General features: G+C 54.7%; 23 protein-coding genes. 12 read left to right on the forward strand and 11 right to left on the reverse strand.

Annotation, left to right across the window (positions count from 1 at the left end; all coding sequences use genetic code 11):
* Nucleotides 1-235 precede the first annotated feature (235 nt).
* Nucleotides 236-1,699 (forward strand): RepB family plasmid replication initiator protein, encoded by a 1,464-nt coding sequence (locus tag APH35_RS09250; RefSeq protein WP_177335359.1) that lies wholly within the window; start codon nucleotides 236-238, stop codon nucleotides 1,697-1,699.
* A 2-nt stretch (nucleotides 1,700-1,701) separates the two neighbouring features.
* Here the strand turns inward: APH35_RS09250 and APH35_RS09255 are convergent, their stop codons facing one another.
* From APH35_RS09255 to APH35_RS09265, 3 genes are all read right to left on the reverse strand, one after another.
* Entirely contained in the window at nucleotides 1,702-2,649 is a 948-nt protein-coding gene (locus APH35_RS09255) for a hypothetical protein (RefSeq protein WP_060514626.1), read from the reverse strand.
* 116 nt (nucleotides 2,650-2,765) lie between these two features.
* Nucleotides 2,766-3,422 (reverse strand): hypothetical protein, encoded by a 657-nt coding sequence (locus APH35_RS09260; protein WP_060514627.1) that lies wholly within the window; start codon nucleotides 3,420-3,422, stop codon nucleotides 2,766-2,768.
* A 16-nt stretch (nucleotides 3,423-3,438) separates the two neighbouring features.
* Nucleotides 3,439-4,254, reverse strand: a complete 816-nt coding sequence (locus APH35_RS09265; protein WP_060514628.1) for an HDOD domain-containing protein — start codon at nucleotides 4,252-4,254, stop codon at nucleotides 3,439-3,441.
* Nucleotides 4,255-4,560: 306 nt separating this feature from the next.
* Between APH35_RS09265 and APH35_RS09270 the strand changes: the two genes are divergently transcribed.
* Nucleotides 4,561-5,178: a hypothetical protein gene (locus APH35_RS09270; RefSeq protein ID WP_060514629.1), complete on the forward strand. Its 618-nt coding sequence runs from the start codon at nucleotides 4,561-4,563 to the stop codon at nucleotides 5,176-5,178.
* 468 nt (nucleotides 5,179-5,646) lie between these two features.
* Entirely contained in the window at nucleotides 5,647-6,015 is a 369-nt protein-coding gene (locus tag APH35_RS09280; protein WP_060514631.1) for a histone-like nucleoid-structuring protein, MvaT/MvaU family, read from the forward strand.
* A 77-nt stretch (nucleotides 6,016-6,092) separates the two neighbouring features.
* On the opposite strand, the gene APH35_RS09285 is transcribed toward APH35_RS09280, so the two are convergent.
* From APH35_RS09285 to APH35_RS09320, 7 genes are all read right to left on the reverse strand, one after another.
* The gene (locus APH35_RS09285) at nucleotides 6,093-7,265 is read right to left on the reverse strand and encodes a hypothetical protein (RefSeq protein WP_060514632.1); all 1,173 of its coding nucleotides are present in this window, start codon (nucleotides 7,263-7,265) and stop codon (nucleotides 6,093-6,095) included.
* Between the two features lie 24 nt (nucleotides 7,266-7,289).
* A complete protein-coding gene (locus tag APH35_RS09290) occupies nucleotides 7,290-7,574 on the reverse strand; it encodes a hypothetical protein (protein WP_060514633.1) in 285 nt (94 codons plus the stop codon).
* Between the two features lie 704 nt (nucleotides 7,575-8,278).
* On the reverse strand, nucleotides 8,279-8,812 hold the full coding sequence (locus APH35_RS28230) for a hypothetical protein (RefSeq protein WP_082425742.1): 534 nt from the start codon (nucleotides 8,810-8,812) through the stop codon (nucleotides 8,279-8,281).
* A 92-nt stretch (nucleotides 8,813-8,904) separates the two neighbouring features.
* The gene (locus APH35_RS09300; RefSeq protein WP_060514635.1) at nucleotides 8,905-9,903 is read right to left on the reverse strand and encodes a lambda-exonuclease family protein; all 999 of its coding nucleotides are present in this window, start codon (nucleotides 9,901-9,903) and stop codon (nucleotides 8,905-8,907) included.
* Between the two features lie 206 nt (nucleotides 9,904-10,109).
* Nucleotides 10,110-10,748 (reverse strand): hypothetical protein, encoded by a 639-nt coding sequence (locus APH35_RS09305; RefSeq protein ID WP_060514680.1) that lies wholly within the window; start codon nucleotides 10,746-10,748, stop codon nucleotides 10,110-10,112.
* Nucleotides 10,749-11,780: 1,032 nt separating this feature from the next.
* Nucleotides 11,781-12,305: an RDD family protein gene (locus APH35_RS09310; RefSeq protein ID WP_060514636.1), complete on the reverse strand. Its 525-nt coding sequence runs from the start codon at nucleotides 12,303-12,305 to the stop codon at nucleotides 11,781-11,783.
* A gap of 705 nt (nucleotides 12,306-13,010) precedes the next feature.
* Entirely contained in the window at nucleotides 13,011-14,048 is a 1,038-nt protein-coding gene (locus APH35_RS09320; RefSeq protein WP_060514638.1) for a ParM/StbA family protein, read from the reverse strand.
* A gap of 223 nt (nucleotides 14,049-14,271) precedes the next feature.
* Here APH35_RS09320 and APH35_RS09325 point away from each other — a divergent pair, with 223 nt between their 5' ends.
* The 6 genes from APH35_RS09325 to APH35_RS09350 all read left to right on the forward strand — a co-directional run bounded on the left by APH35_RS09325 (nucleotide 14,272) and on the right by APH35_RS09350 (nucleotide 20,657).
* A complete protein-coding gene (locus APH35_RS09325; protein WP_060514639.1) occupies nucleotides 14,272-14,799 on the forward strand; it encodes a hypothetical protein in 528 nt (175 codons plus the stop codon).
* Between the two features lie 2,036 nt (nucleotides 14,800-16,835).
* The gene (locus APH35_RS09330; protein WP_060514640.1) at nucleotides 16,836-17,123 is read left to right on the forward strand and encodes a hypothetical protein; all 288 of its coding nucleotides are present in this window, start codon (nucleotides 16,836-16,838) and stop codon (nucleotides 17,121-17,123) included.
* Between the two features lie 30 nt (nucleotides 17,124-17,153).
* Complete coding sequence (locus APH35_RS09335) at nucleotides 17,154-19,025, forward strand: UvrD-helicase domain-containing protein (RefSeq protein ID WP_060514641.1); 1,872 nt, start codon at nucleotides 17,154-17,156, stop codon at nucleotides 19,023-19,025.
* A 33-nt stretch (nucleotides 19,026-19,058) separates the two neighbouring features.
* Nucleotides 19,059-19,460, forward strand: a complete 402-nt coding sequence (locus tag APH35_RS09340) for a hypothetical protein (RefSeq protein ID WP_060514642.1) — start codon at nucleotides 19,059-19,061, stop codon at nucleotides 19,458-19,460.
* Between the two features lie 356 nt (nucleotides 19,461-19,816).
* Complete coding sequence (locus tag APH35_RS09345) at nucleotides 19,817-20,302, forward strand: DUF2726 domain-containing protein (protein ID WP_060514643.1); 486 nt, start codon at nucleotides 19,817-19,819, stop codon at nucleotides 20,300-20,302.
* 49 nt (nucleotides 20,303-20,351) lie between these two features.
* A complete protein-coding gene (locus APH35_RS09350; protein ID WP_060514644.1) occupies nucleotides 20,352-20,657 on the forward strand; it encodes a hypothetical protein in 306 nt (101 codons plus the stop codon).
* On the opposite strand, the gene APH35_RS09355 is transcribed toward APH35_RS09350, so the two are convergent.
* Nucleotides 20,609-21,856 (reverse strand): IS256 family transposase, encoded by a 1,248-nt coding sequence (locus tag APH35_RS09355; protein WP_013970710.1) that lies wholly within the window; start codon nucleotides 21,854-21,856, stop codon nucleotides 20,609-20,611. The genes APH35_RS09350 and APH35_RS09355 overlap by 49 nt on opposite strands.
* A 141-nt stretch (nucleotides 21,857-21,997) precedes the next feature.
* Between APH35_RS09355 and APH35_RS09360 the strand changes: the two genes are divergently transcribed.
* The 3 genes from APH35_RS09360 to APH35_RS09370 are packed head-to-tail and all read left to right on the forward strand — an operon-like array spanning nucleotide 21,998 to nucleotide 23,643.
* Complete coding sequence (locus tag APH35_RS09360) at nucleotides 21,998-22,390, forward strand: hypothetical protein (RefSeq protein WP_156341202.1); 393 nt, start codon at nucleotides 21,998-22,000, stop codon at nucleotides 22,388-22,390.
* Nucleotides 22,383-23,045, forward strand: coding sequence for a hypothetical protein (locus tag APH35_RS09365; protein WP_060514646.1), 663 nt, complete (start codon nucleotides 22,383-22,385; stop codon nucleotides 23,043-23,045). Before APH35_RS09360 ends, APH35_RS09365 begins: the two co-directional genes overlap by 8 nt.
* Entirely contained in the window at nucleotides 23,038-23,643 is a 606-nt protein-coding gene (locus tag APH35_RS09370) for a hypothetical protein (RefSeq protein WP_060514647.1), read from the forward strand. Before APH35_RS09365 ends, APH35_RS09370 begins: the two co-directional genes overlap by 8 nt.
* Nucleotides 23,644-23,933 lie beyond the last annotated feature (290 nt).

Below are 23,933 nucleotides of genomic sequence, written 5' to 3' on the forward strand. Positions count from 1 at the left end.
GCCCTTGTATTTCAAGGGTTCGAGGGATTCACTAACAAAGCTTTAAAAAAGCAGTGAAAACAGAAACAAGCTGTTGTAGGTTTTTTGCTATCGCTTTTTTTGAGTCAAAAGCGAAGGGCAAAAGCAGTCCCTAGGGATGGCACAATTGGGCACTGACGTTGGAACCGTATTTTCGTTGACCAGGTGTCATACGTTCGAGTAATGTGCCACCACAGTCACCGATGGCACAATTCACATGGACTCAGAAACCCCCACACCGCGAGCTACGCGACAAAAGCGTACAGCCGGAGCAACAACGGATACTAGTCCAGCAAAACGCAAGAGAGCACCCAAGCTCCAAGTCGTTCGTGATGTTGAACCATCCAAAGCCGTCGAGCTGAAAAAGGCCACCGAAGCCCTTTCGATGCGAAACGTCTCTGCCGCCAGTGACTTCACATTCCTTCAGCGAAAGCTCTATAACACCCTCCTTCAATTCGCTCAGCAGCGGCCGAGGGAGGAGATGGTTCACGAGATCCCGATCAAGCAGGTCGAGGACAACATTGGGCACACCACCTCGAACAGCCGTGATTACCTCAAAAAGGTACTCGTGAGCATGTCTCAGACGCAGGTTGAATTTGACTACAAGGGTGAAAGCCCTGGGCGGAAGAGCGAATGGGGCATCGCAAACCTGATCGCTGAAGCCTACATCTTGGAAGATGGGCAGACCCTCCGCTTTTCGTTCCCGCCTGATCTGAAACGCCGACTACTGGACCCCGCGATCTTCAACCTGATCGACTTGCGGATGCAGTACCATTTCTCCAGTTTTTCTGCGCTCACTCTCCACGAGATCACATCTCGCTACCTCGGTTCACCCATGGGGGAGACCTACCGTGCACATTGGTCCGAGTGGAGCGTTGTGCTGTCTGGATCTGCTACACCACATGCCGAGTTTCGCGACTTCAACAAAATGCTGGGTCGCGCAATCGACCAGGTCAACAGCATTGAACGGAGATTTCGCATCACGCCGCACGTCACCAAGCTAAACCGGAAGATGGACAAGCTTTGGTTCAAGCTGGAGACCCTGATTCAGCCTGGCTTAGACCTTGGACCATCACCAGAGCTGGTTAGCCAGGATGTGTCAAAGCGCCTTAAAGCTCTGTCCTTGAGTCAAAAGGATATCGCTGAGCTTGGCATGACCCATGACGAAGAGTATCTGCTAGCGCAAGCTGACTACACCGAGGCACAGATGCGTAAAGAGGGGGCTAACGTTGCAAGTCCAGCGGCATATTTCAAGGCCGCGGTAGCCAACAACTACGCCAAGGCGCCAACTCAACAGAAAGCCGCGGAGACAGGCAAAGGCAAAAAGCCGGCCGCCTCAAAATCAGGTGATAAGGCAAAGCCTGCACCAGCGCCTTCGCAAGCGCCAAAAGCAGCACCGTCGAACCAAATGGCAGATCTGTTGGAACAGTGGGGTGCTGCTCAGCGTGAAGCAATCCGCGCCCAGTTCATGGTGTTGTCGGATGAGCAGAAGAAAGAGCTCGCGGAGAAATATGAGACCGAGCTACGCAAAGATGATCTGGCCTACTCGCAATACCGGTCGAAGGGTTTGAACACCATGGTGATCAATTGCTTGGTAGCGATCCAGTTCCAGGAGCGTTTCCCTGAGACCCCAAGCTCGGAAACACTCCTGCAATTCTTGCTGGGTAGTGCGAAGATCTAAAGCTATCTGTGGACGTCCGAGGACGGCTGCGGGGTTATCTGCGCGGTACGCTGGACTATGTTCAGTAGGGTATCTGCGGAGAGGAAAGGGGAGTTCTTCAGCATCTGCTCAATGAGTAGAGTCACCACGCCAAAGCAGTCGCCCGGGCCGATAGGCAACGATCGAGGTGGCCTACCTTTCGTATTCACCGAGAGAAAAACCTTCCCGGGCTGATTCTCGATAGTGAACCACTTTTCGTTTTGCGCACCATGCCCTTTCCCATCGAACTTGCCCTGCATCTGCATGAAGGTCGCCAACACGCTGGGCAGCTCGCGTCCAGAAAGCTGAATGCTGATCTTGTCAGACCAGTTAAATTTTTTGGATGCAGTTATCTCCGCAGCTTCGATTCTAATCGTGTGTTCACCCCCCCTGGTCGTATCGGATTGGAAGCACACTGCGACCTTTCCGCCATAGACATGCCGACTGACAAAGGTCTTTTCGCCTGCAGGCTCGCAGGCACTGTCAAAGGTGACTGGCTCCTCGGCAGCCTCAATGTCAGTTGCTTCGATCAGCACCTCTGGCTCCTGCGATGAGGAGAACTGCGAGTGAGCGTTTCGGTAGGTCTCGCACAGAGACCTACCAACATCAGAGTCTGCGTATCCACCCTCAGACCAATGCTTGAGCTGTTGAGAGAACTGTGGACCCTGAGCTTTCCCGATGCCGATCAGCACAGGCAGTGAAGGCTGAGGGAGGTTGGCTTGGAGGATGCGCTCAGCACATCCAGGCAGAATCGTGAAGAAGACTCCACGAAGATAGTGCAGGGCTGAGTTGTCGCCCGCTTGCGCCCGTTCGATCGCATCGCTGAGGTCATCACCCTCTGTTTTGTAGACCTCACCGAGCACATCGATGGCGGGTACTGGGATTCGCAAACTAGTGAGCTTGGCTGATGCAGACTGGGCATCGAAATGCATAAGGAAGAACCCTTGGCTCAGTAAAATACCGTTCGTAACCTAGCGGATACTAGCAATAGGGTCTTGCGTTATCAATACGTGTTATATCTACTTTTGGAATAAAAAAGCAGCAATAACTATAGAATGTCTATATCGAGGGCTTTGTTCAGTTCGTCTTCAATATCGACGGAGCATCCATCCAACAGGAAATCAGATTTCGCTAGTACTCCCAACGACATCATGATCAGTGGGGTCCCGAGATCAATACGCTTCGCTACGGCCCTGATAACAGTAAGATCTCGGAGCGACGGCTTTGGGCGCCCCGTGCGCCAGGAATTAAGCGTCTCAAACGGGACCTGGATTTTTTCTGCCGCTTCTTTCAGGTCTTCTGACCAAGTAGCTGCGATCAGTTCATCCAGGATGAAAATTGGGGATGAGGCGACGTCTGCCTTCGTGACATCCTCGAAATAGGCAGCGGTCTCATGGCTTTTGCTCACGGCTTTTGCATTAAACATCGCGGACTGCTGGATCAGGCAGTAGTCCGACCAGCGAAAAACGTCCGCCATCTGCAGAACTCGGAACCCCGAGCAATGAAGAAATGCAGCGATCAGGTCGATTCGTTTTCGATCCAGTACGTCGTGGAGGGCACGCGGTTTGGCTTTTGACTCATCCCCAAAACAACTGGCCAGCGTGTCTGCGGTGAAACCACAGGCTTTGCTAGCCTCTTGGAAAGGGAGCGATAGCAGTTCAGATCTATCGATTATGGCCTGATATAGGCGGAGCCCTGGGTTCACTAAAAATCCTTCTCTCTTAACCGATCATCAGCACTGATTCAGACACACGTTGTCGGCAGCTATCCAACAAATCATGAGAGAGGCCGAGAGATTTTGCTATCTCTGGGTCAACCCTGTCTGCGAGTGATGATCTATCCAACCCCATAACCACGCCATATGCGTAGGTCGAGGATACTGATAGCAATTGGCCAAGGATATCGGGTAGGGGGGATCTATTGGAATACGTGAGCAGCGCTTTTTGAATTGGGGTAGGGAATTTCCAGCGCTTCAGCAGCTCTGCACCAACCTCAGCATTGTCAAATCCAAGCTGCGCCTGCTCGACAGCACGCCGGCCGGCAAGGTCGAATGCATCAACGGATTGAACAACAGTGCAGGCTTCATCGGGCATTACCAGGTGAATGAGAAGCGCGCCAATGCCTTGCATCAAACCAGTAGTGAAAGCGATATCCCGTTCAGTACCTATGCTCTCTGCCAGGGCAGATGCCATGAACGCGGTATGCAAACCCATCTTCCAGTAGGTCGGCATATCAATGCCTGGTGCGTCCGGCAGCGCTTTCAATAGACCTGTCGTGATAATGGTGGTACGGAAATTGTGTATGCCAATTGTAGATATCGCATCTTCGAGACGGGAAACAGTTCCGCTGCGTCCGAAATATGCAGAGTTGGCCGTTCGTAGTACCTTTGCGGCGAGAGCCTGGTCAATGCTCACTGATTTCACAATGCTGGACAACGGCACTGAGGGGTCCCTAGACATCTCTAGTAGCTCCATAACCACCGAAGAAATCGTGGGTAAGGCTGCGGGATTCTTGAAAATATTTGCCAGGGCTTTCATAAAAAGTCTCAGTGAAATTTGAGCCATCTATCCGTAGGTAGAAAGTCAAATTGTAACGTCTTGAACAAGCATGGTCATTAATGATTCAAGAGTTGGAATCCTGCGCCGATAGTGTCAAATGGCCCAAAAAAAGCGATTCCAGGAAACCACATCACGAATCTGTACTCTGATAGAATTGATTTGCACTAGTTGAGTATTTCTTGGTTATTGGTTCATGATTTCATCTTACACATGCATGTGACACATCCCCTGAAGCAAGGCAGTTAGGCGAGAAGCCTCAACAGCACACTCTTTCAGGAGACTCACATGATTTCGTACCCACAACATAATCAAGCGCAAACTCGCTCCCTGCTGATTTCCGGACTGTTCCCCAACGGGGACCCGTTCGCGGGGGAGGTCCAAGCCGATTCGTCCTATGAAGCCCAGATCAAGGTACTCGCCCAGTGTCGCTACAGCGATTTGGGTGGTGACCTGGATGTCACAGGGCTGACAGATGTTGCCACTGGGGCATCTGTACTGGATTCGCTGTTGTCGGCTGGCCAGGACCTCCTCAGCGAAGTAGAGGCTGTCGAGTATGTGATTCACACCGTTCAAAATTCCCTCAACAATGGCCGCACGTTCTCAGCTGGTTCTACCAGCGAGTTGAGCGCCTATGTTGAGTTCTTCGACCTCATCCTATCCGAGGCCCCTCATGCCTTTGACGGGCTGTGCTCCGGCGATCGGGTAGCGGATGATGAGGAAATTACCCTTGATTTCGAAGATTCCAGTTCCGCTGAGTTTGCGCTCGTGCCAGCAGATGCTCTGTTGACACTGGCTACCGTGGCACTGGGGGAGGGGAGGGCTGCAGCCGCTTATCAGGTACTGGAGATGGCGAGCATCACCCGTGTTGCATTGAGTAAGGCCTGCATTCGGGCCTTGGTGTAAAAAAGACCTTCTGGATACCCTCCAGAAGGTTTTTTTTTACCACTGCATTATCACTTGGTGTAGCTCGCTGATGCGCGCCTGCCGCTGGCCTTGGAAGTGGGTTACCTGACCTCTCAGTAAAACCCTAAAGCTCGAAAAGCGGTCACCCTCTACCCAGCCTGCCTTTGCTGGGTCCACGATGCAATCGATGCTGCCGGTGAGGTCGGATGCAGTGAAGCTCAACCACGTGTCCCCCTCTATGCATGCAGTCTTGGGTGGTTCTGCAACCAAGTAAACGCCTTCGAACGTACGACCAGCTATCAGTGTTGCAATGTGGTGGTGGCGACCGGTTTTTGCATATTCATCAGCGTTGCAAATCATGGGATTTCCGTCGAGTCAGTAGAAAGCGTGCAGCACCTGAGGTATAGTATTTTTGCAAATTAGTTATCGATGCTTGTTTGTTGAATTGTACATTAATGAGGGTTAAACATGAGCAAGTTGGCTGAATTTCGTGCTGCAGAGAAGGCGCTGCAAGAGCAACTTTCTGCTCTGGAGGCGCTGAAAAATGATTCTGGGCTGCAACGTGAAATTGAGTTCGAGAATAAGCTCAAAAGCCTGATGCAAGAGTACGATGCGAATTTGGGAAAAATCATCGCTATCCTCGATCCGGCTTCGAGTCTGCGGAAGATCAACGCACGATCGGAAGGTGATCGGCAGCAGCGTAAGCCACGCGAAGTTAAGGTCTACAAAAACCCGCATACCGGTGAGACTATCGAGACCAAAGGTGGCAATCACCGGCAGCTGAAAGAGTGGAAAACTCAGTATGGTGGTGACGTCGTCGAATCCTGGAAAAGCTAATTGAGCTCTTCACAAAACCGGCTGCTACAGCCGGTTTTTTACGCCCCAAAAAAACCCGCATAAATGCGGGTTCAACCTTATGAGCGCTCTGCTTGAAGCCGCTGCTCGACTGCTTTCTTGATGCGATGCTCGTAGTCGTCGATCCATTGCTCATAGCGAGCCAGAGCCGTTGCATCTGGTTTGGTTTCGTTGTTACGCCACCGGTAGATCGTCATTTTGGTCACCCCAAGTATAGTGGCCATGTCTTCGTCTTTCTCGACATCAATGGCGAGGCGAGTCATCCAATCAGCCAGGATAACGCTCATGTCTCGGTCGAAGCGCTTAAGGCGTTCCCTCCGATGTGGCTCCTCCGCTAGAAGACCACGAGCCTTTTCCATTACTTCCATTGGCACCGACGCTGTACGGCCATAGATGTACGAGGAGAGTCGAGGGAGACCAATGCCCAGGGCAAAGGCATAGTCTTGATTGCGCAGGCCCAGGTCAGAGCCGATCTTCACCAGTTCTTGCTGATCAACCGAAAGCTCGGCCCGGCTTCCACCGCGGGGACGCTTTGCACCAGCTTCAGCTGGTTTGGTTCGCGATGAAGTGTCCATCTCGTGTTCTAGGTCGTCCGAAGGCTGAGGTTGTACAAGGCGCACCATTGGATCTTGATCCATGGCGTAGATGCCGGAACTGGCCACTGTTTGTTCTCCGTTGATCACCCGTTTTAGTGCTGCGGCCATTTTGATGGTGGCAGCTTCTGTATCGATATCTCGATCGTGGTCTACTTCTACCTGGTCGGCTAGCCCGACTTGTTCAAGCTCCTCACCCTTCTCCTGCATGTCCTCAATGGAGCGGTGATTGATCAACAGCTTCTGGCGATCCCTCAGTACTTCTCGACTGACGTTGTGTGCCACAGCGTAGACCACCGCATAAACGGCATCCTGATCTTCAATCTTCGCCAGCATGGAACCAAAGAACACTTCCAGCGTTCTTTGCAAGACCTCATCAAAGTCGGTGAGTTCGCACTTGTTTTGACGGAGCTTGACTCTGCAGATTTTGCGAACGCGCTCATCGCGGTTCATCTCGAAGGCCAGTCGATTCACAAACTGGGGTGAGCGGTCCATGTTCGAGATGTAGGTCCCGCACAGCTTTTCGAAGGTCGAGGGGGGGCCGGAGGGCTCTGAGGGGGGGAGTAACTCGATGTCGGTGTCTTGCTCAGGCCCTGAAGCAGTCTCCTGCTCCAGGGCATCAATCTTTTCTACTGCCATAAAGGGCTCGTTGATTTATCAAACCTACGCAGCCACGGTATCCACTGATCGGTCCAGGAGAGGGAGAGCGACACTCCTGAACAGCGCCAGCGAACTGGACACATCGAGGAGGACATTGATGCCGGCGGCCAAGATCTCAGTCTTGATCTCAGGGTAGGCACTCATCGCGTGCTCGATCCGCTCACCTACATTTCGGATCTGGTCCGCTTGGCTTAGATCATCCACCCCAAACACTGTGCTGGGGTTCTGACCAGGTTCCACACCAAGGGCGTCCAGGCCGATTTCGATTGGGGAGTACTCGTGGATCATGAAACATTACCTCTGGTAGCGACCACAAAGGGCCGCCTTTATTGATTATACGTACGTGACAGAGAACGTCAATCGAATCCATAACGCGTAAGTGGAAGACTGTGCCGTTTCAAATCGTTGTACTGTGCATTACGCAGGCATGTGATTGGTGATGCAGGGGGGGGGATCAGATGCAGGTAGCCTGGATTGCCCGCTCGAAGCCGGACAAAGCCAAGTGAACCTCAGTCATATCTGATGCAAAAGTAGACGCAATAACGACGCCGGCTAGCAGGATCTCGGTCTTGGCTTCTGGGAAGTCTGTCATTGCTTTGAGCATGCACTTTGAAGCGCACTTGTTGGAGCAGCTTTTATTGAATTTGGGGCAATGTGGCTTGCCATCCGTTGAGAAGCAACCCAGCGACGCGAGACCTATTTCCGTAGCTCCCTGGTATGTGTCAAAGCTGAAAGACATGCTGTGTCCCTAATTCCTATCTAATCCGTTGATTGGCGATGCGGGACAAATTATAGGGACGTGTTTTTGTGAGGGTCAACAAATCGGCGCCAGAAAAGTTCCATTGAAAAAGCACTTTAATGCGTGCAAAATTTGGTATGCACGATTTTTCGTATGCAAAAATTTCGCTCATGGTTTGAATTTGGCAAGTGTAATCTATTTCATGAATAAAAAAACCAGCACCTTAGAGTAGGCGCTGGTTTATGTGATGCAGTTATAGAAAGACGTCTCCATCAGGAACAACAAGAATATCACCTGACGTGTCTACTATGCGGGTTTTATCCTCGAATAGGTCTCCCATGGATCCAAAAGTAGGTGCCGCATTTTCCGTGGTCGGCAGCTTTGATACGAGTGCACATTGCACTGTTTCTAGCCGCTTTTTATTGGCGGGTGGAGTAATGCCGTTGCCTTGAGGAAGGTTTTTGAGATGTGCATCGTTTCTTCTTTTTGGTGGGTGCGGAATGTCGCTAAGGTCATACGTTTTGGGCGTATCGCGCTTGCGTGGAGTTTGTCTAGCGCGCTCGTGCTCGTTTATCTGTCGCTTGAACGGCGCTCTGTCAATTTTGGACAGCAGAACTGGCCAGTAGGTGAAACTCCCTGTTTTCCACCAAGCAATAGTTGGTAGGCAAATAAGCAGCGTCAATGTGAATAGCGCTAGTTTGTGCGTTACGCCGGTAGCCGCTAGCAACGCGATGTAGATACAAACTGCTACAAGCCAAGCGGATACATGCCTATTAATACGTTTCATTCGGTCTCCCCGGTTCGCTTCATGAAAGGAGATGCCGCACACGGATATGCAAAAGGCAAAAAAAATCCCCCGTTTCCGGGGGATGTGTGGCGTTAAAAGACGAAGTCTTTCTTCAGGTTTCGTGTCGCTGGTTTAGGAGCTAGCTGTGCAGGTTGCACGGATGGGCCAGACTGAAGCAACTGTGCCGCAGGTAACGCGGGTTCTGACAGGCGGGGACCGAGCTGATCGCGAATTATCACGTTCTCTACAGCGGGTTTCCTGTAGGCATCGATTTGGCTTTCAGTCAGCTTAACGCCGTGTGCACTGAGCAACGCACGCCAGTCGACTTGCCCTTTACGAGTGGAGTGGAGGACAGATACGCCGTCGCATTCATGTCGTTTGCGACCTGGCGGCATCTGCGATAGTAAAACACCCCGTGCTGCTTCCTCCCGCGCTGTGGCTTCCTGTAATTGTTGGTTTGACTTCCGCCAGGCGGCCGCTGCGGCTTCCCATTCATCAGTACTCCATTTGCCTGTTTGAAGCCGGTGCCAGAAGTCGAGCTCACCCCTTAGGATTTGATCGATCCGCTTCTGGTTACGCATGACTTTGAGCAGCACGCCTTTAGACCCATCGAACGAGTAGTAGTGGGCGAAGCTGGCTTCGGCAACAAAGATCTGGTGCTGAACCTGGTCCACATACTCCGGTGGGACGATGCCCTTGAGCGCAAGCCCATGAGCTGTATCCCCTGGACATTTGACCTCGACCGGGATCCCAAGGAAAGGATTGAAGCCGTCTAGCGATGCCCGGATAAATGGTATCGAGTCACTCTCAGCAATGATGGGCGTTACCGTGGTACCGGTATGTTTCTCGTATGCAGCCCTTGCGATGGGTTCCAGCTGATGACCCCTGGCTCGAATTCGATCGACAAAAGGGTTCGGCGGCGGGGGAGGCCCGATCCCTAGCCTGAGTCTGAAAAGCTCATATGAACTGCGGAATTTTGACGTACCCATTATCTGGGGCGCCTCACTAGCACCGATTCCTTCACTACGCCATGCGTACCAGGCGGCGGAGTTTTGCTGAGCAGCTGGTCCCGTGATGATGCGCATTGCCATGGTGCGATCTCCTTTAAAAATGACCTGCACCGGAACGGTGGACGGCCTGATAACGGGAGATGCGTAACGTTCTTGCTGAAACTGGACGCCTTGGACTGGCGTGAATGGGAGGGCGGATGAAGGATGGGCTGTGGAGAAGGGGCTGGAGGAAGGGCGCTAACCGAGAAGGCCGGCTGCCTGGCAGCCGGCCGCATACGATAACGGCGTTACTCGCCAATCCTCATCGTTCGGGGAAGGCCCAGCATGGCGTTCTGCATACGCAGGTCATTCAGCGAAATCGAGGGGTCAGACGTAGCTGCAGCTGAACTGGCACAACCACGGCCGGTTAAGCAAACCGTGTGAATCACCAGGTTCGTACCGGCGAGTTTGTCGACGTTCTGGCCGTTGGTGGTCTGTGCAGCATCGGATGCTGCTGTTAGGCCTGAGGCGACGTTGTTCCCAACCATCCCAGAGTCGGTGCAATTGCTCAGCAGTGAGCAGGTCGCGAGGGATACAGCCAGAGAGGCACCCGTGGCCACAGCGTTGCCCACTGCAGTGTGAGCTTCCTTGTACTGTGAGGCAGGGCCCGCATAGACCTCACTGATTGTGTACGTGACCTTGGCATCCCCCGCGGTCTGGTTATAGCCAGCTTTCTTGAGGGCGTCATTCACAGATGCAGTCATGTCAGCCAATGCGGCGTTTTCGGTCACAGCCTTTACAGTCACGCCGGATACGAGGCGTCCGTTGATCTGAGCCGCCTGAACGCGTACAGGACCTTTTTCCACGGTGATAGGTTTCGCGGCACAACCAGATAAGCCCATGATGACGCTGGTGGCAGCTAATGCGGCGATTACTTTGTTGATCACGTGTGCCTCAGGAGTGGTCGATAACATGTAACTATAATACTGGCGGGCGAGCATGAAGGCTAGTGGCAAAATGCTCATATGAGAATTGGCACTATTGGATAACCATCTATGCAATGGATGAGGCAAGCCGCGACCGCCTCAAGCGCGGGCTGTAAGCGTAGGGTCATGTCACGATCGTAGATAGTCATGCTGCCGAGGGCTGGCAGGACTACATCCACCAGTAGGACGCGGGGACTTACAAGCCTGAAAGGAGTAGTTCAGTGTTCATGGTGGCCCCCGCCTTGACCAACGATCGGCCAGTCAAGGATCAGGTGGTATCGGAGTAGGTCTTTGGATGGTCAGACGTCACTGAAAGAGGGGCGGCGGGCAAAATCCCGACATCACCAGAGAGATCGCCACACGAGGGCGCGAACGGAAGATAAAAAAACTGGGCCTTTTGATATACAAAAGAGCCCAGTCCTGGTAACCACAGCTGCCGCGGCGCTGTAGGTGGAGAATCCACCGTTACCAAGACTGAGCTCACCTCTTTATCGCCATTAGGATAGTCGACAGCAGTACGACGTCCTGCTTGGCTAGCTTGCGAATCCCCACCAGTTGCACCTGGCTGCTATGTGAAGGACATGCGTCCGGGGAAGTCATTTGCGCTGCTCACGTAGTGGTGAGCGACCTGAGGGATAACCGCTTCGACCTAATCGTCCAGCTGTGTTGTCAGTTCCTAGGGAGAAGCCCGGACTCGACGAATTTGTCTGATCTCAAAGACTGGCGGTGCATCACCGAGTCGAGAACACAGAGGCAAACACAGGGGATGCATTAGGGAGCGGAGATATCAGGCGGTATGTGGGTAGTGCGCTAACCCGTTACCGTGTGGCTGACTACAAAGGAGGCTTCGCGACCTCGGACCTGACTGGCTTCTCCAGTGGGAGTATCCGTTAACTTTGCCTAAGGTGATGTTCAACATGGGCTGATAAACACGATTACCCTGGGCCAAAAAAAACCGGCCCTAAGGCCGGTCATGCGTTTGTTGCCGAGTAGTCATGTGCCCCGTTTAGCTACGGTGGTGGAGGCCATGAGGTCGAAGATGAACTGGGATTTCACAGTGAAAACCGGAACTGAGACGAAGGCTGCAAGCACAACGACTAGCACGAGCGGATGCCCGATGCTGAGCAAAAGCAAGACGGACATGATTTTCAAAGTGGTGCGCAAGATGCATTGCCAGATGGACAGGTTGCCCTTGAGCGAGACTGTCCTGACACGGAACAACAGCTTGCCGGCGGTGGTGCCCCGCCAGAATCTGGTCAGTGTTGCCTCGTAGATCAACCACACCAAAGGCAACAGTACAAGGAAGTACGGTGCCAAGCTAAGCGCAGCGCCTTCTGTCCAGCTCAGGCCGGGAGTAGATACGTCGAAGGGACCTTCCGTATCGACATGGGCGGTATGAGCCATGACGAGAGCCAGTAGTGATAGCGATACTCCCAAAACCAGCGATACCAGGACAAAGTCGGTCATGGTTGCCGCTAAGCGCTGAGCCACATTCAGCAGTTTGGAGCCAATTTTCATCATTCACCTGATTTTTTTGTGGAGGGCTAGAACATGGTGCCCAACGCGTCGAGTGCTGCCTTTTGCGCGTTTGTAGGTTCGGCCGGTGTCGCATCTTGAGAGTCATGCGATGGGCTGGCCTCATCAAGGGCATCTGCGCTTGAGAGCATCTGAGGCTGTTGGTCGATGAGTGAGTCCTGAGCACCCATACCGTGGACAGGTGGTGTGGCGACAGGTACAGACTCTACGTGAACCTCGACAGCACCAGTGTGCAAAGGAGCACCTGTCTGGAGGGACACCGGCTCAGGTTGCAGGGAAGGGCGAACCTCCTCGACAACCAAGGCCGGCTCCATCGGTTCAGCGGGAGCTAGGGGCTCTGAGGGTGGCTCGACTGCAGGAGCTTTGACAGCCCCAGGTTTTGCGGTGATCTCTCGCTGCCGTGGTACCCGTTTTTTTCGAGTCGGTGGAGCTGCACTTTCACGCTTGGATTGGCGGCCCGTCGCAATCATTCCCCCCGGGCCAGCAAGAGCGTCATTCAGAGCTTGGTCTAGGGTGCCGGCCTCACTGTGGCTCAAAAACCACTGATAAAAGACACCCCTGATAAGAGGCGTGTCTTTACCGTATGGCAGTTCGGACATGAACTCCAGCAAACCTGGGCAAACGTCCTCTGGGATATTCAGATTTATTTTGCGCTCAGTTTCATTAGGGTCATATACACGAATTAACTTAGCCATTTACAGCAGACACCCTTTTGGCATTCGCGTTTACGATGCTCCGGATGATTTGTCCAAGGGCATAGCGAGCAAAACCGTCAGCAACAGCCCAGCGAGGATTTTTTACAAGAATGCTGTGTTGCCATACATCTTTGGCACGAGCATAGATCGCCTCGGCGCTACCACCCGCAACCAAAATCCCATTGAGCGACCGTGCATCATCGGAAAACAAAGAGTTACCTTTAGAGATAACTTCCTGAACCACGTGCTGCTGAGCTTCGGTCACCTGCTCTTGAATGTTTACCTCTTGGCCGTACTGGAAAAGAGATTTGGTGCTGAACGATTCCTCGCACTCCACCAGGCTTGCTTGAATCTCGCGCTTGCCCAAGATGCGGCGCAACTGCTCAGCCGCTGCACTCATCCCGGCACAAGAATCAGCGCCCCGTTCAATGTACTGACCCTCCCTCATCAAAAGGAAGTCAGTCGAGTAATGACCTCCCTCGATGACGCCATAGGATTTTGGCCTTCCGTTAGCACCATTGATCAAATTTTCAATGGGCATACCCGACTGATCAAGGATGTAGTCGCAGTAAGCGCCCATTGGCTGAGGAAGTGCTTTCAACTCGACAGTTTTAGGGAGTGCTTTTCTAGTGCGCTCGACCAAGCTGTCCTTGCGAGAGCCGAACAACTTGGACGGTGTGCCGATGATGACAAATGCGTCATCAATTCCTTGAACGCCCTTGGCACGGAGCCTGGTAAAAGCCGACTGAATAAGCGCCAGGTATTCCGGGGTATCCGTCCAATTGTCGTTCAACCCAATAGAGGATGTGAGGTTGCCCTGGAGGCGAGCGGTATCGCCAGTGAAGTATGCCTTTCCATCGACAACCTCGGTCTCGGTCTGGGCGCGAGCCGCAGTCGTCGGGTCGGTGAGTTCGACGGCTGGAACCGCCAGAGTGGGGTACATGATCTCAGTTCGTTTGCCGTCGTGGTAAGCGACGACTTTAATGGCGCTACGACCCGCATCCAAACCGATTGCGACGCGACCTTTCATGAAATAAAACCTCTATAAACCAGTGACTTAGAAGGGTTGACGATGCGCACTGTGCAGTGTGCAGTGCATACAGTGCAGTGCGAAGTACCTACTGCGCTGTATGCACTGCTGGGAGTCTAAGATACATAACACGTATTGACAATACTGTATAAGCACAAAGAAAATTCGCCAGAATGCGCCCCTCGGCGCGGCTATACACAACCCCCCGGCGAACGCTTAAACAATGGCTATACACAACCCCCCCTCCATCGACGATTTCGAAGAGCTGCGGCGCAAAGGTAAGGAGTCGGTCGACACTGCCGTCGACTACCTAATTCGCATCGATCAGCTCCTGGTCCGCATGGGCGAATTGCTCTACGTCATGCAGCCGTTCCAGACGGGGCGCATAGGGATTGATTTCAACCTGCACCGGGGCCAATCGAGGCCTTTTGTCCGGGTCTACCGAAAGCTCAAGGCTGGCAAGGGGAAATGGATGTCCACGAACGTAAGTCACAAAGGGCTCACGAAGAGAGTGAAGCGAGCGCGAGAGTTCGAGCCCAATCACAAGCTGGTTCTGAGCCTGTGTGAAAGGGTTTCCAAACTCTTTGACCTCAGAGCCGAAATGCATGAGCGCGTGCGGAATATGAGCCATGGCGTAAAGCTAACGCTCAAGGCTAGGGAAGATGATCTGGCATCCCTTGAGGCTTTGGTGGGCAGCATGCTAGACCAGGTAGAAACAAAGTTTGAAGGAGAGCTCGACGTGGATGAGTAATCCTTAAACAAACTCGTGAAGGCCTTGTCGATCAACGTCGGCAGGGCCTTTTTTGTGGCTGAGCGAGACCAGAAACTATTCGGTGACAGGCCAAGTAGGAACCGGGCTATGAGCGAAGCGGACTAGAAGCAAATCGGTGTTATGCGATGTGTGACTCTGCGGCGTTGGCGAAGCTGACTAGAAGCTTACCGATGTTATGTGCAGTGTGACCACCGGCGTTGGCGCAGCTGACTAGAAGCGTACCGGTGTTATGCGTAGTGGAATCCCGCGGCTTTGGTAAAGCCGACCAGAAGCCTACCGGTGATTTTGTGAAGTATTATCCGAGCTCTTTCTGAGCGTAGTGTGATCAGGCCGCTGATAATTGCTTTTGCATACGGTGATGAGCTGACTTCTACTTGGGCCTGGCGGTGTTTGACTCGAACTGCCTCGCGCCCATTCCCTTAATCTAATTTAATTCTCTTCATTCATTTTCTCTTCTCCCGGTCGCACCATCAATCTCATTCTGGCGGCGGCACTTCATGTGGCTGAATCTCTTTTTCCGCTGCTCGTTGTGCCGGAATCTATTTTCCCGCTGCTCGTTGTGTCGCACCTCATTCTGCAAGCTTGGTTTGAGTTTCTGTTCATCGCGGCGGCGATTGTGCACCTGTCAGTTCCGTCTGTGCTGCTTTTGCCTCTGCGCCCGCCGGCTCCCTGCTGCTACCGAAGTTGGCTCATTCTTCCGCTGTAGATACTCTTTTCTCTTTTCTCTTCTTCATCTCCATTCTTTCACTGCGCCTTCTACGTCATCTGTTGCGCGTGAGAGCATGAGTAGTGGGCTCTTATTGTTCTCGCGCCAGTTCTAACTATTGAATTGTGCCATCGCTAGTTTGGGGTTTCGGTCGTGCTGCTGTTGCATTGGCATTTCATTGTGCTGGCGATCGTTCTGCTGCCGCGGACTTGCGCTTTTTGCTACCGCCGGCAGCATAACCATTTGTGCCTGTTTCTCTGCGGCCGCGGCCGGCGCTCGACCACCAGCTCCCGGAGGCTGCGTCCAGCGAAACAGCTCACAGGCTGTCGGTGGCGACCCTAAGAAGGATCTGACAGGGGAGGAGAGCGACGGGCTGAGAAGGATACGACGGGGGTTACTGCGGTCAGCTGTGCAGGCGCTGGATGCTGGTCTTGGTCTTGGTCTTGGTCCTGGTCTGCAGCTGGCCACTGATGATCGGTAGCGGCCGGTGGTTGGTGCTGCTGGATCTGATGCGATGGTTTGCGATCCTTACCTTGCCCGGTGCTGCAGTTGGCCCTGGCCGGCAGATTGTGATGCCCGGCGGTCGGTGGCTGGCGGTGTGGGATCTGATACGGCGGCTTGCGATCCTTGACTTGCCCGATGCGCAGCTGGACCTGCCCGGCAGAGTGCGATGTCAGGCGTACGGTGGTGGGTGGAGTTACATCTGCGATGGCGGTGATCGATCCGGCTCGCAGCGTGTGATGCTTGGCTGGCGGTGGGGCGATATGAGATCTGCCTGGCGAGGGCGGACCCTGCTGCTTTGGTGCCGAGTGCGCCCGGGCTGGCCGGTATGGACGATAGGCTGGCGGTGGTCAGCACCTGGTGCCGGGTGGTGCCTCTTTAGCCTGGTCGGATTCGTCTCTGCTCAGGCTGCTTGGGACCGCTTTTCTCTGTTCTGTGTCCCGTGGGTGGGAAGCACTTCATCGCCTCCATGATTCTCAGCTCATTGCATGCATACGTGCCCATAGGCGATTTCGGCCCGGGCTCTATCTGCCCGCGAGCTCCTCCCTTTTGGTTGCTGGGCGATGTATCGGCGCCGATGGGGCCGGCTGTTATGGCTTCGCATGAGCATAAATGGTTGTGCTATGGATTCCCCGCTTTTATCTCCCCGCGGGCATAAATGGTTGTGCTGACGCCCAACGCTTTTCTCGCAGTAGAGCCATAAATGGTTGTGCCTGTATTTGTAACACGTAACTATAATTTGCCTTGCATCTATACAAATCTATAGGTATCGTTGAGTCATAAATGGTTGTGCCAAGGAGCTGCCGAGATGAACAAATCCTTTGTGCTGAAACAGGTTGGGAAGGGGGTCGGGTCGATCGCTCTGGCTGCGGCAGCTTGCCTGTTTGCTGCATACGTTCGACACGCCTTTGGTGGCTGGGCCTTCGCCGGCTCTTTGCTCTTGGTCATCGCAGCCAGTATCCCGATGGTCCTGTTCTTCAACCTGTTTGCTGACTCCAATACAAAGCGCAGCAAGAAGGTCCGGCTGATGGATCAGGAAGACCCTCACTGCATCTTCAATGACAGCCTCAACATGTTCCGCAAAGACGACGACTGATTCACCACTCACACCTCAAGGAGGCCGGCAATGGCCGCGAAAGCTTTCACCCCAAACAAAGACCAGGCTGTTGCTCTGGTCAGTACCGCCAAGCGCTTGCTGATCCGCGCCAAGGCCGGTGCTGGTAAGACCTCGCTGCTCATCGAGCACGCCCTGCGGTTCCCAACCCAGCGCCTGCTGTATGTCACCTTTGGCAAGGCCAACAAAGAAGACGCAGCTGCTCGCTTCCCTGACAACGTGACCACCAAGACCAGTCATGGGCTTGCTTGGGAAGTCGGTGGCCAGTTCAAGAAGGTTGGCAAGCAAGATGATCTCCACCCATCCCAGCTGGCGAAGCAGTACAAGATCCCAATGGCGTTTGCTCGCCACCTGTACGTCACCCTGCACAACTACATGGTTTCGGCAGACCGGGAGATCCTGGTAGCGCATGTGCCGGCACAGATCGTTGGCGCTGACCGTCAGAAAGCTGCGGAGTGGGCGAAGCTTGTTTGGGAAGACCTGCAGCGCCTGCGCCAATGGTCTCGCGGGTGCGGCGAGAGCCAAGCCGAGCGTGCCGAGTTCCTGGAAACCACTCACCTGCGAATGCCGCATGATGGCTACCTGAAACTGTGGAGTCTGGGTGACCCTGACCTGAGCCACCGCTACGACCAGATCCTTCTGGACGAGTACCAAGACACCAATCCTGTCTTTGCTGCGGTCATCCTGCGCCAGAACTGCCCGCTGCGCTTGGCCGGTGACGACTTCCAGGCAATCTTCGGTTTCCGTGGTGCCTACAACACCTTCGAGCCGTCGCAGTTCAACCAGGTCGTATCGCTGAGTGAGAGCCACCGTTATGGCGCCGGCATCGCCGATCTGGCAACCATGCTCTTGCGTGAGTTCGCCGGCGAGCAGGATCCAGTGCGCAGCTCACGTCATGAGCTGACTACCCGCTTCGCCGTCGACCGCACCAAACCGTACGCAATCATCGGGCGCACCAATGCGAAGCTGTTCGCCAGTGCTGTCCAGTTGCTGGAAGGCCAGCGTCTTCACTTCGTGGGTGGCGTCAACGAGTACCCGTTCGACAAGCTCGTTGAAGTGCACCACCTGCGAGCCAACACGGGTGTCCGTCTGCGCGATCCTTTGCTCAGTGCGTTCCGCTCTCTCCAGGATCTGGAGGCTTATGCCAACGACACCGATGACAAAGAGATTCACGCCCTCATCAGTGTTGCCAAGCAGTACGGCGATCAAATCCCGAGCCTGGTACAGCGGATCAAGGATGCTTGCGTCAGCGACATCAACGACGCGACCGTCATTCTGTGTACTGCCCACCGCTCGAAAGGCTTGGAGTTCCCGCAGGTGGTTCTGCTGAGCGACTTCCTCAACCTGATCACCGATGCCGGCCTGCCGCTGGTGCTGGATACCCCTGAGCTGCGCCAAGAGCTCCACCTGCTGTACGTGGCGCTGACCCGTGCGATGGAATCCATTGAGGTGAATGAGCAGATCCAGGCAGTTTTGCGTTACTGCGAGACCGCTGGGGTGGTGGGTGAAGCGGTGGTACCTGTCGCGAAGCACACCGAACAAGTGGGGGGCCTATCGCTGGTTGTGAGTCCTGAACAAGAGGCCGAGACCTTTGCTGCGATCACCGGCGTGGGGGCGCTTTCCAAAGTGGCTGAGCTGGTCGGTGCCGATGCTGCCCTGCTGTTCGAGGGCGATGAGGTTGAGTCGCGCATCGAGCTGGCCATCCTGCGTCATGCGGCCCTTACTGCGGCGGCGATCGCAGGCGTAGTGGGTGTCTCCGTATCCCAGGCGGCCGATACCGTTGCCTCGATGGTGCGTCAGGGTCACCTGCATGGTGGCCTGTTCATCAGTTGCCCAGATATCACCGGGCGCCTGGTCAGTGACCTGCACCTGGAAGTGGCCTGATGCACTACCTACTGATCGTTGCAGGGGGCGGACATGGCTGACGATTTCATCCGGATCTTTTACCGCCGGGAAGCGGGAGGAAAATCCAAGAAATCATCCGTTTCCATTGACCCGCTGATGTTCGAGATCTTCGTCAAGATCAAGGGGAGCATCGGCGAGGCACGGGACACCCTGAGGGAGTGGGCGAAGGCTGCGGATACCGAGCGCACCGACGCGAACTACCGCATGGGGAACTCTCGCATTGTGCAGCAGCGGATGTCTCAGGAAATCCTGGACATGGTCAATGAGGGCATGGCCGCTCGGGCGGTGAAGGAGGCGGAAGCCGCGGGCGACGGGAAAGGCCGGGGTTCTCGACGTGGCAAGCGGGTTGTGAGTGTCGAGCCCTCGCATCAGCTGCCGGCGGTCACCGGACACCTTTTGGAAGACCACGGATAGCGGCTTCGCTGGCGCTCATGAACGTGCCTGGCGGGCAGGCTTCAAATGGTTCGTTTGTATGATTGGTCAAGTCGGCGCGCATGAATGCAGGCAGGTGACTTGCTTCGGATACAGGAGGTCAGGAGGGAGGTGGTGCACGACACGAGAGTGTCGCCAGGAGGGATTGACTCACCCTAACGGTTTCACGCCCAACGAGCAATACCCAGGGCAGGTTTGCTGAAGGAACGGGGCGGAGGTGCTCCTCCCGGCTTGGATGCGTAATTAGATTTACTTGACCAACATCACAGGCGGACTACTCGCCATTTTTTAACCAGCAAGCGTATTGGTACGCGTAAAGAATCTAATCAGGAGGAAAGATGTCAATTTTCAATGGCCTGGACGGGTTGGGTGTCCCGATCTTGGTGGTCTGCGCCATGGGGTATGTCGCCCTCAAGATGCTGAAGGGGCGCAAAGGCTACTCAACCAAGCACTACCAGTGCATCCCCCTGCTCACCGAGCGCGAGCAGGACTTTTTCTGGCGACTCAGGGAGGCAGTTGGCAACGACCTGGTCATCGCTCCCCAGGTCGTGTTCGGTGCCTTCATCAAGGTGAAGGCCACCGCCATGACCGACAAGAACCACGCACGGCATGTGGTGGCCCACAACCGCTGCGACTTCCTGCTCTGCGACAAGAAGCTCAAGCCGGTGGCGCTGGTCGAGGTCGACGACTCCACGCACAACAGCTCGAAGGCCAAGGCAAAGGACCGTCGTCGTGACGAACTGATGAGGGCCGTGGGGGTTTCCGTGCATCGGTACCGCGCAATGCCGTCGGCCCGAGAGATCCGCAGGGACCTAAAGCTTTAGAGCTCAGGACCATTCCATACCCGGAATTCGAACACAGTAGGTGAGCAATATGAGTGACTTCGATTCATCCAGCGAATACCTCGCTCGCGCAGCAGATTCGGCCGGCGAGGGGAGGCTGACATTCAGGTCGGTGTTCCTTGGATTGGTGGTGTTGTACGTCGTGATTGCGGCAGTCAGCATAGGCGTTCTGATCTTCAAGGTGCCCGTGAGTGCTGAGGAGCTTCAGCATGCAACCTGGTTGGTCGGGACTGTCAGTTTTTTTGTGTTCGGGCCGGTAATGGCCTGCCGCCAGGCAGGCCCTGATTTTCACCAGGTTGGCCTGATGAACCGATCTCCGTACAGAATCGCAAATTGATTCATCGCGCTTTTCCAATCATGGGCCGGTTTTCCCCAATTGGCTGTTATGTTGCGCAATCCCAGCCAAATCAGTTTGGTCGCTGCGTCATCATTCGGGAAATGCCCGCGAGTCTTGATGACCTTGCGGAGTTGGGCGTTGATGCTCTCGATGGCGTTGGTGGTGTAAATCACCTTCCTGATGGCAGGAGGGAAGACGAAGAATGGAATCACTCGATCCCAGGCGCGTCTCCAGGCAGCCACCACCGTTGGATATTTCTCGCCCCACGGCCCGCTTTCAAACTCATCGAGTGCTTGCTCAGCCGCTTCAGCATTGATGGCTTGGTAAATCGGCTTCAGCTCCTTGGCCAGAGCCCGCCGCTTGTCCCAGGCCGCGAAGTCGAGGCTGTTGCGGATTAGGTGCACGATGCACGTCTGCAGCGTCGTCTCTGGAAACACAGCGCTGAGGGCCTCTGGCATGCCTTTGAGGCCATCGGTCACGGCAATTAGCACATCTTCTACACCACGCGTTTTGAGATCGTTAAAGACCTTCATCCAGAACTTCGCACCCTCGGTGTTTTCGATCCAGATGCCCAAGATATCGCGCGTCCCGTCGGGTAGAACACCCAGTGCCAGGTAAATGGCTTTGTTGCGCACCAGGCCTTCTTCGCGGATCTTCACCCGCAGCGCATCGAAGAAAATGACCGGGTACATCGGTTCCAGTGGCCGCTGTTGCCAGGCGCCAATCTCTTCCATGACCTCGTCAGTTACAGAGCTGATGAAATCAGGCGAGACGTCGGTTCCATACTGCTCGGACAGAAAGGCTCGGATCTCTCTGACTGTCATGCCTCGGGCGTACATGGCGATGATCTTGTCATCGAAGCCGGTGTACCGCCGCTCGTGCTTGGGGATCAGAATGGGTGCAAAGCTACCGTCTCGGTCACGAGGAATTTCCAGCCGCAGCGGGCCATCACCGGTCAACACCGTCTTGCCACTCTTGCCGTTACGCTGGTTGGTTTCATCCTCTGGGCGCTGCGCGCCCGGCGGATATCCCAGGTGGTGGCCAAGCTCGGCATGCAGAGCACGCTCGATCAGGGCCTTTTTGAACGCCGCAGAGGCATCCTCGATAGCTTCTGCGGTCATCAGCCCCTCACCGAACTGCTCTAGCAGTTCTTTGGGGATTTTGGGCAGGTCACGCAGGGGTTTCTTTTTGGTTGGCATACATGCACCTCTTACTCATGTTATGCCCGAACACAAAATTTCTGACACCCTCGGTTGGTCTTCTCCCCACCCATTTACACCGCGATCTTCGGCGCATTGTCCGGCTTGTGGCTCCTGCTCTATATGCAAATGATCAGGCCGATGACCCTCGGCCTGGGCGTACTCATGGTCAGCTTTGTTGCGGGCGTTTCATCTTCTCCAAGCGTCTCCTTCCGCAGCGCCGTACTGGCGGGGGAAGCGAAAATTGGCTGTTACGAGTACGCCAACCATACCTGCAGCGACATTCAGGGCCTGTCCAGCAGTCCAGCCAGCCTTCATCAGTCAGGTCGAGCGGCTCGACATCTAATCATCCCCGTCGAGGTGATGGCATTCCTTCGAGCGCCATTCGATGTGTTCAGAGCGGATCGACTCAACCACATGCTCGATAGGCAGCGCCTGGAACTGGCAGAAGAGATCCACAAGGGTTTGATGAACCAGCCCTACACCCTCCCTACACCCCTAACTACACACCAAACAGGTGAGCATCATGAGTGACCACGTTTCTTCCAATGACCAATTCGAATCCGCACCCGCACCTGGTAAGGCCGGCAATGGGGCCCTGGTAGTCGTGGGAGTGTTCCTTGCCGTGTTTGTGCTGTACACCGTACTTGCTGTCATCAGCACCGCCGTTCTGAACTTCAAGGCTCCTGTCAGCCCCGAGGATCTGAGGTATGCCTCTTGGCTGGTGAATCCGCCAACCATCTCGTTCATCGCATCCAGTGCCAGCGTCTTCGCGTTCGTCATTGGAGCCTTCCGCGTTTTTGTGGGCAGCGCCTTCGGCCTGGTACTGATCATTGCCGGGAGTGTGAGCGCCACCACTATCTTCCCGAGTGTCTCGTTCCGCAGCGCTGTTCTGGCGGGTGAGGCGAAGGTGGGTTGTTACGACTACACCAGCCGTGTCTGTACCGAGATGCTGGGGCTGCCTAACAGCACTGGTTCCAACCAGGCTAGCAAGATCGAGGGCAAGACCTCGGCGCCGATCGAGTTGCTAGCTTTCGTTCGAGCTCCCTTCGATGTGTTTAAAGCGGATCGACTTAACCAGATGCTTGATGAGCAGCGGCTTGTGCTGAAAGAACATCATCCGCATGGACTTGAAGCTGCAGCCCAGCCTTCCTCGAACACCAACCAGGCAGGTGAGCGTCATGAGTGACCACGACTCTTCCAATGACTACTTCGATCCGACACCGGGTAACGCCGGCGAGGGATCACTGATCTTCGCCAGTCTCTTCATGGCCGCGGTGGTTGTGTACGTCGTATTTGCGGCAATCAGTACCGCCGTCCTTAACTTCAAGGCTCCTGTGAGCGCCGAGGACCTGCACAACGCTTCCTGGTTGGTTGTTCCGCCATCGCTGTCGTTCATCTGCGCATTTTTCAGCTTCATGTGCATCATGGGGGGCGCCCTGCAAGCCTTCAGAGGCAGCGCGCTGGGCCTGATTCTCATCATGATTGGTGTGATTGGTATTCCCACCATCTTCCCCAGTGTCTCGTTTCGCAGCGCCGTACTGGCCAGTGAGGCGAAGGTCGGCTGCTACGACTACACGAGCAGCGGCTGCACCAAGATGCTTGGCCTGCCCAGCAGTTCGACGACTGATCAGCCGAGCAAGGTCGAACGCAAGACATCGGCACCGATCGAGGTGATGGCTTTCCTGCGGGCACCTTTCGATGTGTTCAAAGCGGATCAGCTCAACCAGATGCTCAATGCTCAGCGCTTGGAGCTGAAGAGGCAACTGGACGCCTACGCCGAGTAGTCAGCGATGGGGTGGCCGGCGCCGGCCTCCCCGAATGAACCTGGCATAGCTGTGGTGGTTTTCGTCAGGGGTTTCGCCGCCCTAGCGGTGCTCATGCTGGGCTTTTTGATTTCGGGCGCTGCGTGTGAGCAGTACTTCGCGCTAGATGCGGCTGCGGTGATGGGAGCGATAGGCTTGCCCTTCCTCATGCTTGGGATCGGCGTGCTGATCTTCAACCCAGCTCACTGACACCCGCGCAATCCTCAAAGCCCGCCATTGGCGGGCTTTGTCGTTAAAGTCCTCCGCACGGA

The organism is Pseudomonas sp. NBRC 111132, assembly GCF_001320565.1.
GTDB classification, from domain to species: Bacteria; Pseudomonadota; Gammaproteobacteria; order Pseudomonadales; family Pseudomonadaceae; genus Aquipseudomonas; species Aquipseudomonas putida_P.